This window comes from Mycoplasma sp. 2045 (genome assembly GCF_024582715.1).
Taxonomy (GTDB): Bacteria; Bacillota_I; Bacilli_A; order Mycoplasmatales; family Metamycoplasmataceae; genus Mycoplasmopsis.
Genome location: NZ_CP102083.1, coordinates 233,493 through 245,992, shown reverse-complemented (window position 1 = coordinate 245,992; position 12,500 = coordinate 233,493). Strand labels below are relative to the sequence as shown.

Below are 12,500 nucleotides of genomic sequence, written 5' to 3'. Positions count from 1 at the left end.
TTATAAAGAAAAACGCACATTCCAAGTGATTAGAATATGCGTTATATCAAAATAGAAGTTAAGTAAGAACTACTTAACAACCATTCCAGCTACTTCGTCAGCAAAGTTTGATTGAACTTTTTCAATACCTTCACCAACTTCAAATCTAACAGCTGAAACTAACTCATCATTGTGATTTGATAAGTATTTTTCAACTGATACTGAATCGTCAACAACAACAGGTTGTTTAGCTAAAACGATTTCTGATAATTGTTTGTTTAATCAACCTTCTGTAATTTGTTGTTGTATTTTTTCTGGTTTAGAGTCAAAACCATTTGGTTTCTCAAATCCTGCTTTGATTTCTTCTAATTTTTCTGCAGGGATATCTGAAACTAATGTGAATTCAGGATTCATAGCTGAAACATGCATTGCCACGTTTTTAGCAGCTTCTACATTGTTACCTTTAACTGTAACTACTGCTGCAACTTGACGGTTAACATGAACGTATATACCTAAAACTTGGTCTTCTTCAGCAACTACTCTTTGAATCCGACGAAGAGAAATTTTTTCTCCAATAACTGATGTAGCTTGAATTAAAGCTTGTTCAACAGTTTCGTTGTCATTCATTTTTGTAGCTAAGGCTTCTTCTAAGGTGTTAGCCTTTGATTCAAAAACTGATTTTGTAACTTCGTTTAATAAGTTAAGGAACTTGTCGTTCTTAGCAACGAAATCAGTTTCTGAGTTAATTTCAACCATAACAGCTTCTTTATCTGTTCCATGAGCTGAAACTGCACCTTCAGCAGTAATACGACCTGCTTTTTTAGCAGCTTTAACAATTCCGTTTTCTTTTAATCATTGAATTGCTTTTTCAATGTCGTATTCTGTAGCTTCTAATGCTTTTTTAACATCGATTAAGGCTGAATTTGTTCTAGCTCTTAATTCTTTAATTTTTTCCATTTTCATGTCTGCCATGATTACTCCTTAATTAAATTATTTTGTGATTAATTAGTTGTTTGAGTTTTCTTCTTGTTTTTGGAATGAAGGTAAAACAACTTTATCGTCTTCTTGGTATGCAAATTTAACTTGTCCACCACGTGCTTTAACAATAGCGTCAGCTAAAATTGTCATAATTAAAGCGATTGATTTTGAAGAGTCATCGTTTGCAGGAATTCCGAAGTCTAATAAATCTGGGTTAGCATTTGTATCTAAAATACCAATAACTTTGATTTTCTTTCTTTTAGCTTCTTTAACTGCGATTGCATCTTCATTTGGATCAGCAACAATCATTACTTGTGGTAATCTGTTCATGTTTCTGATTCCATCTAAGTTTTTGTGTAATTTATCTAATTTCTTTTGTAAGTCTAAAGCTTCTTTCTTTGTGTATCCAGCAAATCCGTTAGCTGCTTTAGCTTCTAATTCTTTCATTTTGTTTACACGTGACATGATTGTTTGGTTGTTTGTTAATGTACCACCTAATCATCTTTCTGTTACGTATAATGAGTTTGTTCTTTCAGCTGCTTCTTTAACCGCTTCTCTAGCTTGTTTTTTTGTACCAACAAAAATAAATTGTGCATTTTTAGATGCTAATGTGTTTACTAATGAGTAAGCATATTCTAAGTATTTTTGTGTTTTGATAATGTCAATAATGTGTGATCCTTTGTTCTTTTTATTTGGAACAATGTAATCTTTCATTTTTGGGTTTCAAGCGTGAGTTTTGTGTCCGAAGTATGCTCCAGCTTCTAATAATTTTGTTTTTGAAACAATTGGTGTTCTTTGTTGTTTTTCAACAACTTTAACATTTTCTTTTTTGTTTTCTGAGTTGTTCATAATTTTAATTTCCTTTTAGTTTGTTTTGCTACGTAAATATTTCGAGCACCTAGCACTATGATTAGCACACCCAAGTGAATCCATATTTACTGATATATTTGTTAATTTTTGTAAGAGTAGTTTTAAAACTCTTGTAATCTATTGTATTACATTTTTCATTATTTCAAAGTCAAAAGTTTTAGGTCGAGTCTATACAAAAAGCACTACACAACTGGTGTGTAGCACTTTGAAACTAGAGATTAATTTTTATTAATGTATCCATCTCTAAGCATTTCGTAAAGAATTTCTGTTTTAGTTTTTCTTGTGAATTTATCAATAGGTTTTGTTTTTCTATAGTAGATGTAAACTAAAACTTGATCTTTTCAATAGTTTGAATTATTTGTACTGTTAGATCTGTTTCCAACTATAAATTCATAGTTGTAACCATTTCCTCTTTCTGCTTTACCAAATGCACGTTTTTTCTCTTCTGTTCACCTATTGAATTCTTGAGCGTGTCTATTTTTAACTGTTGTTCAAGCCATTTCAGTTCCATCAAGGAAGATGTTTTCAAGTTCAAGAGTTGTTCCATTTCAGAATAAGAAATCTGAAATATTTCCTTTTTCTTTAGCGGCTCATAAAGCAAATGTAGTAAATCTGAAAACTGCTTTATATGCATCATTTTGTTTGTAAGCATTATTTCTAAGACTTGTGTTATATCTACCTGATTGAATTTCTTCAAACATATATTCTCAGATAGGGATGTAAAGTTCTTTAATAAATTCTTTAACTCTACCCACAATTTCAAAAATACTTACGTCAAACTCAAATTTGTATTTTGGCGATGATGAGCTTCCTTGATTATTGTTAGATGAAGATGACGAAGATGATGAAGATTGATTTGGATTCATCAGACCATCAATAATCTTGTAAATACCAGTTTTTTCAGGTTGTAATGTTGAACTTTCAAACAATCTGTTGATAAATTTAACAAAAGTACCATTACCCATATTCTTGATAATTTTTCCAATAAATGGCCCTTTTTCGAGAATTTTATCCATTGAAATGTTTCCATTTTTATTCAAGATGATTGACATAATACCATGAATAACAATATCTTTAAGAGCTTTAATTCTGTCTTCGATTTGTTCAAAGTCAGTTTTTTTAATTAATTCATAAATATTGTCAACAATAGTTGTAAGTTCACTTGAACCTCTAAGAGTTTTGAATAATCCTGAAACCATGTTGTCAAAGATTTGTGAATCTGAATCATTAAATTCAAATCCCATTCCTTTGAACATATTTGAAATAATAAGTCCAATACCATGAGAAATTTCAGCATCTTCATTATCTAAAATGTGGTTAACTCATTGAACGATATATTGCTTAATTTGAGGTGATTTAGGTGAAACAAAGATTTCATTAAGCACTGATGAGAATGAATTACGTCTAGCATAATCTTCTGATCTATCAAGTACATCAGTGAATACTGTAACTAATAAGTTAATTAAGTTTTCGTTCCCTAATGCATTAACAACCATATTGTTAATTGCTGTGTCATAATCGTTTGTACCTAATAACGCTTTTCCTAAACCAAATTGAGAAATAACTCTTGTTAATTTTTGTTTATTATTAAGCATTTGTGTAATGATGCTTCTGAATAAGTCGATAATTTTTTGTTTATTATCTTGAATAAATGGATCGAGAAGAATCTTCTTAACTGTATTGAATGTTGTAAAGTCAATTCCTTTGACAACTGCACCCACAACACTTGAACCAAATTCACTGAATGAAGCAGATTTTTTGTATGTTGAAACAATGCTATCTACAACTGATCTGAATATTCCAGCACGTTGCAAGATAACTGGTAAGTTGTCGATTAATGTAGGAATAAATTCTTCAAGTTCACTTGTTCTTGGAATTTCAAGGAAGTTGATAAATCTATTAAGTAATTTTTTAACAACACCTTTACTAATGTCATTATTAAGTGTCTTAACAATTATTCCCTCAACTAAATCACCAAATCTTTTAACATTTTCATTTACATTTAAGTAAATCTTAAGAATATCGTAGAAAGTAGTTGTGTTTTCTAAGAATTGATTATTTTCAACAATGTAACTTGAAACTTCTGTGATTAATGCTTTTAATTCATCAGAAGTTACTACTGAGTTAACTAACTGTACAAATGAATCTTGAGAAATAACTTTTTCTTCTAGGTAACTATGTGTTTCATCATCAAAGATGTTTCAAATAATTTCACCTAAGTTAATTCTGTCCTCAAATAAGTGAAGCGCATTTGTAATAAGTGAGTATAAATCTTGTTGATGATTTGCTTGTTTAAGTGAGTTGATTACTAAGTTAAGCAATCTGATTGCTTTTTGTTCAAATCCTTCTTGTTTAGTAATTGCACCAAGTGTACTTGTAATAGCTGAAGTAATATCTGAAGTTGTGATATTAGTTTGTCTTTGCAATAATAATTTAACTATAGAATTTGCAACTTGTTCAATAATGTTTAATTCATTATCAATTCCTTTAATGTTAGCTAAAAGTGATTTAACTAAATGTGTAGGATCGCTGATGTCATTGAAAATTGAAGCGTAAGGTGATGATTGAAGATATCTGACAGCAGCAGTTGCAACCATATCTTGAACGTTTTGGTCACTTGTGATTGTGTAAATAATTCTAGAAACTAAGTTTGTAATTGATTCTTTAAGATCAGGCGTTTCTAAAATAATTACAATTAATTCGTCAAATGAGTTTGCATTAGATCAACTTGATCAGTTTTTGAATAAGAATCTTAAGACTGTGTTGATTAAATCCTTAACTTCAGGCATTTTTACAACTAAATCATAAGCTTGTTTGATTTGGTCTTTTGTAATACCGAAGCTTTCAAGTAATTTATCTAATGGTAACTTAGAAATGATTGTTTCTTTAAGTTCATCATTAACTTTAATAGTTTCAATTATTGCATTAACTAATTTAATAACTTCATCTTGGTTAACTGCTAATGTTGATAAATGTTTGAATAATGATTTAACAATGTTGTATGCATCTGATTTTAGTAATCCTTTGATGTATTCAACTACAGCACTTATAGTTTGGTTTGTATCTTTAGTTGAAATAAATGTGTCAACAAAGATATTTGCAACATTAGGTAATAATTTAGCAGAGATTGCAAATGAGTTTAAGTTTTGTAATAAGTCACCTACAACTTTATCTAAATTAATTCCAGCTAATTGAATGTTGTATTTTCTAGCGAATGTATTAATTAAATCTAAAACAATAACTTTAGTTGAGTCGAACTTAAGTGTTTTTTCAATGATTAATTGAATTTTTGATTTAAGTGATTCAGTTTTTTCTGAGTTAGTCTTGAATTTTTCAATTACATCAAGTGGTAAATTGATGTAATTTGTTCAAGATTTATCCTCAAGTAATCATGGAACAAACTCAAGAAGTAAATCATCTATCTCACTAATTGAAATAAGTTCGTTTATAAAGTTTCCTAAATGTTCTTTAGTTGTGTATTGGAATAATGTATTTGAATCAGAAAGCTTTTTGATTTGTGAATTTACAAGTTTTGTAATCGTTCCATTATTTCTTAACGCAATTATTACTTTAGGAATTAAGTTAATAATTGTTTCATAGTTATCAGTAACAACGTCAAGATTAATGATTTTGTCAACAAATCCTTTAATATCTGAAAGAACTTGTTTGTTAATTAAATCTGATAATGCTTGTGGAATTTGACCTAATATAGCTAAGATTTGTTCATTTTCAGCTTGTGAGGCTTCTGTTAACTTATCAAAGAAGATATCCAAAGCAGGATTTACAAGTTCAAGTGAATCAATAACTGATTTTAAGTTATTTGATAAATCTCTGAACAATTTATCGACTTGAGGAGTAACTTCGATGTTTAAGGTTCCAAATAATTTCACAAGTGATTTATAAACAAAATCTTTTGTAACTTGGTTAGTTAATAATCCATTTAATAATCCGGTTGTATCTGCTTTAACTGATTGAGGATCAATTAAAACAAACGCTTTCTTGATAATATCAATGTAAGAAGTTACATCAGCAAATTCGTTTGCTCTTTGAATTGCATTAGATGCAATCTTTTCAAATAAGTTCTTAAAGTGTTGATTACTCAAGACAAATTCAAGAAGTGAAATTAATTCATCTTTAGAGAAGTAGTTTTCAAATGAACTTCCTGCTTTTGACATTATTTGGTTGACAATACTTGTAGCTAATTCGTTAGCAGGAATTACATTGAATATGTTGTCAATAATTTTCAGTAAATCATTCTTGCTCTTTGTGAATAAGTCAGAAGTAATGACTTCTTTAAATGTTGAAACAACTTTTGTTTCAAATGCAGATGGATCTTCTGAAATTCTTTCCTTAATTGTTTTAGTAAATGAAGAAAGAACTGTTGAAATTGAGAAGTTTGTAATTCCTGATTTTTTAATGTAGTTAATTAAAGCATCAAAAGCGATTTCTGAAACACCAAAGTTTCTATCGATAATTGAGTAAATGTTAATAATGTTTTTAGCTAATTGCTCAGGTTCTTGAACACCTGCAAAATATTTTGCATAGTCAGGGTTCTTAATAAATGCTCCTAAAGCTTGTGAAAGTTTTTCAAGTGCGTTTGTTCCTGTCATCACTTGGTCAATTAAATTTAGAACTTTTGGTTTGATTGAAGCAACAAAATTTTCATTTGAAACTATAGCAATAGCTAATTGGTCAAATGAGTTCGCTTCTCTTAGTGTTGAATTATTATCAATGATAAAGTTTTTTACTAAATTAATAATGTCTTTAGTATTTTGTGACTTAAGAATATCAACAAATAAGTCTGATAAAACTTGAGCATCAATTCCTAATTTATCAGCAATTGATGCAACAGGTATCATTGCAGCAACTTTTTGTATATTTTCATCAACATAGTATTTAGAAATTACATTAGAAACTAATTCTTTGATTTGATCTGAGTGATTTCAAATGTTTGAATTTAATAATGTTTTAATGTATCCGAATTCTTTAATGTTTAATAATGATTTTACATTTGAAGTAATGTACTTGATTAATTCATCTAAATTATTTGACTCTAGTAGACCTGCATTAACGATTTCAATTAATTGATCAACCATTGTATTTGTAGGGTTGTAGTTAATTAATTGATTTAAAGTTTGTTTAAGTGCTGTATAGAATTCAAGTGGTAATTCTGAAGATAATAAACCTTGGTCAGCAAGCATTTTATTTAATGCTTTATGCATTAGTTTATCTAAACCATTTGAACTTAAAATTGTATGAATAACACTTGCAAGTTCATATTTGTGCTCAGTTGTAACATTTGAATTTTTAAGAGCTTTGAAAATAACATCTTTAGGATTTGTGAAAATTGAATCTAATAAATCATTATCAACAATTGCATCAACTAATGAGTTAAGCAATGTTGGTAAATTACTATTTCTTAAAACATCGTTAGCTACTTGTGATGCACCTTCTGACGAAACTAATTCACCTAAATTTGCATCATTAATCATTGAAGTTAATTTTGTGATTGTTGAATCTTTAACTAAGATTGTTGAGACTAAGTAGTGTAATAAGTTTTTGATGAATTGTTTGTTTTCTGAATAAATAGGAGAAGCTAAGATTTTGTTTACAAATACTTGCTTATCTTTGTTAAATTCAGCAACAATTAATGAAACAATTTCATTTGGTAATGTTTTAATTACGCTTAACGGTTCGTCTGCATTTTTAGCATTTGAAAGAACTTCAAACACCTTGTCAAATGCAGGTTGATAAATGTTTAATGAATTTAATAATGGAATTAAATTATCCACTAAATCACTTACAAAGTCCTTACTTAATTGTGAATATAAGTCAGGAAGAGTTGATTTAACAAAATTATTGATTAACTCTTTTAATGTAACTTTGTTATTTTCGTTTTCAAATAATTCAGAAATGAAATTACTTAAGTTAGATTTCATTTGCTCATAATCAAGCCCTTTAAGAACTGTGATTATTAAATCATTGTAAGTTGTAAATTGCTCTGTAGTTGCAATTGAATTAAGAACATTTGTAAGTTGATTTAAGAATACAACTTTGAATGATTCATTGTTTAAAACAAATTTAACTAATTCTTTTAAGTTATCAAATGAAACATAATTTTCAATCTTTTCTTTTAAGTTTGCAGGAACTTTGGCAAAAATCGATTCAAACATTTGTGAATCAGTAGCAATCTTGTTGTAAACATTTGTGATAATTTGATTAATATCTTGATTGTGTTTTGAAAGTAAGCTATCACATAAAATTTTGATTGCTTTGATAATGTTTGTTTCTTGATTTTCTCCACCAAATTCTTCTGCAAATGATTTGAAAATTAATGTACCTAAATCAGATAATTTTGTGTAGTTTCCATTTTGATTAAACTCTTCTAAACCACTGTAGATATGTGCAAAAATGTTAAATGTATCACTGTAGTTTGGTAATAAGTCAAATAAATCAGAAACTAATCCATCAATGTTTTGAACATCTTGAAGTAATCAACTAATTGATTCATTTGTTTTCACAAGGTTGCTTATAAATCCAGTAACCATTTTTTTAATTGTTGGATTTGATTTTAATGCATCAAATGCAGTTTTAAGTGAATCCTTAACATCGTGAATAAAGTTAGCATCCTTAAGAACTAAAATTACTAAATCAGTTAAAGAAGATAAGTTAGCAATTTGTTCTTGGTTATTTAAGATAAAGTCAGTTAAACTTGTTCCAATATTTACAAGAGGTTCTGAAACAACAATGTCGTTAAGTAATTGTTTAAGTTCGTCTGCTGAAACATTAAGTTTTGTAGCAACAGAATCAAGATTTAAATTATTAATAAATTCTGAAACTTTATCATTTGTTTTAAGTTGCGACAATAATGATTGAATAAATTCTTTTAATGAAGCTTTTTCAACGTCACTAAGTCGTGCACTTAAAAGATTCTTAATAAACTCAAATTCTGTCACCTTCAAGTTTTTAAGAATTACATTTGTTAATTGTGAAGTTAAACTGCTTAATGTAATGTTTTCATTATCGAATAACGCAATAACCTCAGCAATTAAATTGTTAAGTTTATTGTCTGCACTTAAGTTATTCATTAAGTTTGCAAATACAGTATTTAACATTGAATTGAATTTAGCATCGTAAGTAAATCCTGCTTTTTCAAGTAAAACTGCAGACACTTTTGTAAGAGTTTTGTTGATTGTTAAATCAGTAACTACATTATCTAAAATTGGTTTGATGTTTGAAGTTAATATAGTTTTGAATTCAGGTTTTTTGATTACTAAATTAATTAAGTCAGTAATGTTTTCAACTGTTTTTAATTCTGCAATGTTGTTAAAAATTAAATCAAGCACATTTGGAATTAATGAATTAATTTGTTCTGTATCAAAAATCTTGTTAATAATTGTTTTAACTTCATCAATATCTGCATATTTAGCTAAAGTTTCATTTGAAGAAACTGTAGAAATTAAAATGTCTCTGATTTTTAAAACAACTGCATTGTTTTCATTTAATTCAGCAAATACATTTTTAATAATTTCTTTTCAGATAAGTGCATGAGAACTAAATGTTTCTAAGTTAGCAACTTTTTTAACTAAAGCAATAGGGTCAGAAGCTAATTTTGATTTTAAGAAATCAGTAATTTTTGAAGGTAATACCCTTAAATCAGCATAAGGTGTGCTGCTTGATTTAATTGTTTCAAGTTCACTAAACACAAAATCAATAAGTGGATTAATAATGTCTAATGATTTTACAAAGTTTAATAATTCAACTTTTGAGTCGTTAACAAATACTGTGATTTGTTCATCACTAGCTGCTTGGTTGTATTTTTTAGCAACCGATTTAAGTACATTACCAAGTAAGTTAGAAGCAAGTTGATCATCAGTTAAGTCAGCAACTAATCCCCCAAGGTGTTCTTTAACAGTTTCTAAATTAGGAATTACTAATAATTTTTGAATTAATGCATTTAAATCTTCAACATCAGCAAATTCTGCAAAATTATCTACATAAGATTCAACTAAGTAATTTACAAGGTTATGTAAGTTTTGATTTTTAAGCAATGAATTAACAAGTGAATCGACATTTTCTTCGCCTACAAATGAAGTAATTTTTGTTGATGATAATGCTTTCGCAACCATTGAGGGGATGTTTAAACGATCAAGATTGTTTAAAACATTCTTGATAAGTTGTTTAATAAATGTTTGATTGTTTGTTACTAATTTTGAATCATTAATGAATTTAAGAATTTTGAAAACATTAAATTCGTTTGTTTCTTCTTCAGAATCTGAGTTGTTCATTTTAGCAACAAAATTATCAATAGCAATTTTTCCTGCTTGAGTTGCAATTTGTTTAATGTTGTCAAGTGAAGCTGATTCGTTTTGATTTAATAAGTCAGCAAATTGAGAAATAAAATCTGAAATAAACTCTTTAATTGAGTCTGGTTTTACACTTGTTATGTTGTTTAATAAACTATCAACAAAATTGTCTGATTGAGCTTTGATAAGTTGGTTTGATAATCCATTGTTTTCAAGTAAGTTTCATAAAATGTCTTTAAGGATATTTTTGGTAACGTCATTTGAAACAATGTCTCACGCAAAATCAGAAATTGAGTTGGCAATTTTCTTAATGTTTTCTTTATCTGATAGGAAAACTTTGATTAATTGTTGTAAGTTTTCTACTTGTGCAAATTGTTCAGAGTTACTAATGAAACTTTCGAGTGCAAGTCCAATAACTTTTGAAATATTTGGATTAGTTACAATTTGAGTGATTAATGATTTAAGATCATCTTTTTCAATTTTGAAAGGTTCAACATATTTGTAAGCAAGACCTGTGATTGCATCTGAAATCATTTCACTTTTTAGCGCAAATAAGTTTGTAATTACACCTTGAAGAGCTGAGATTAATTCAGGTTTTTTATATGTAATAAATTTTGAAGATGCAATTGCTCTAATAAGTTTGAATAAGTTTTCTTCTTTAAGAACCGATTTAATTAAAATTTGAGGAATTTCCATTAATTCAAGTTTGTCTTCTCTGTTTAATCTTGATAATTCATTTTGGAAATCTAAGTAAATTTGTTGAATTAATCCTGAATTAACAATAGATTCAATGATTGTAACAAAACCATTTTCACCATTGTTTTCTGTATCTAGAATTAAATCCTTTAATTTGCCTTCTGGATCTAGTTGTTTATAAAGTTCATTATTTGTAAGACCATTAATTGCTGAAGCAGTTACATTTCTGAATGTGGCTGACATTCTTAAAAGTCTATTAGGGTAATTATATGGAGTTCTAAGTTTGTTAATTTCATCAATGAATGGAATTGAAGAATCCAAATATGAATTTGTATCAGGACCGAATAATTGTAAGTTAGTTACAAAAGGTTCAATTTGGTATTTTAGTGTTGTAGAGTCGGTGAGTAAATAATCTTGGTTAAAGTTATAAGTTGGGTCAAAATTTGCGAGGTCAAAAGATGGAGATGTAAGTTTAATATACATATCCATAGCCATTTTTTTGTATCCCCTTGTGTTAGGGTGAATATCAATATAAACATCAGAAATTTCATCTGAATGAGCAGATCAATAATCGACATTGTATGCATTTAGCACATTAACATCTGTAATTTTCGCAACATCATATAATGAGCTGTTAATTTGTTCTAATAAAATTTGAGTCGGATCTACTGGAATGTTTCCTAATTTAGATTGGAAGAATTTATCAATCGCTCTTTTGAAACCAGAAAGTGGTAATGGGTAAGCTACTAAGTTAATGTTTGCTTTTGGAGCAAGTTTTTTAAGTTCATTAACTAAAAGTAAAGCTCTTTTTCTAACTTCTGGAAGTGTGTTTGTAAGAACTTTGTTGAAAAACTCAATAATCTTTCCATAGTTAGGTTTTTCTTTTCTGAATTCATTAACAATTTCCATTGGTCCACTTTTTGAAACTGTATCAATTAGCAAGAAGAAAAAGTCATTAGCACTAATTGACATAGTTACTAAGTTTGCTTCTTTTAATTGCTCCTTGATGATCGGACCCATTTCTTGCATATTTTTGTTTTTGAAAGTTTTGTTAACAGCAGGTCAATCAGGTGTATCGTTGTAAGGGTTGTCATAGTCTATTCCGAAAATTTTAAATCAGTCAACTATACGAGCACCAGAAGCTGCGAAGTTTTCAAAATATTCAAGTCTATTATTCGAATTTTGATTTAGTAATCTTGCTAAAAACGCAGCATAAGAAGCTCCGGTGATTTCTCCGTTAGCTTCTAATTTACCTGGATAATCTTTTGGAAGTGCCCCATCATATCCTGCAGTGATTGAATCTCCTAATGCAACATATCTAATTTTTTGATCCTTTGATATGAAGTTATTTGAAACAAGACGTTTAGATAATTTTTCTTTAGCACGTTCAACATCAGTTTTTCCGTCAGGATTTTGGTTTGAGTCATTACCTCCGTTTTGAGAACCGTTACCATTATTTGCTCCTGGTTCAGTAATTTTAATTTCACCAGATGGATCAACCGGTTCACGTTTAATGATGATTGGTGCATCACCATCATTTAAATCAGTTCATCTACCGATTGGTTTCGATGAACCTGGCGCTTGACAAGACGCAGAAACAACACTAGCTGAAGTTAAGATTGCAGCTAATGAAATTAAAGTTAACTTTTTTTGTTTTTTCATAATCACCTC

Annotated in this window: 3 protein-coding genes; all 3 read right to left on the bottom strand. The window is 28.7% G+C overall.

Annotation, left to right across the window (positions count from 1 at the left end; genetic code table 4):
- Positions 1-69: 69 nt before the first annotated feature.
- On the bottom strand, positions 70-951 hold the full coding sequence (gene tsf / locus NPA13_RS01200; RefSeq protein ID WP_257089564.1) for a translation elongation factor Ts: 882 nt from the start codon (positions 949-951) through the stop codon (positions 70-72).
- A 33-nt stretch (positions 952-984) separates the two neighbouring features.
- A complete protein-coding gene (gene rpsB / locus NPA13_RS01195; RefSeq protein ID WP_257089562.1) occupies positions 985-1,806 on the bottom strand; it encodes a 30S ribosomal protein S2 in 822 nt (273 codons plus the stop codon).
- 239 nt (positions 1,807-2,045) lie between these two features.
- Positions 2,046-12,491, bottom strand: coding sequence for an SGNH/GDSL hydrolase family protein (locus tag NPA13_RS01190; protein WP_257089560.1), 10,446 nt, complete (start codon positions 12,489-12,491; stop codon positions 2,046-2,048).
- Positions 12,492-12,500 lie beyond the last annotated feature (9 nt).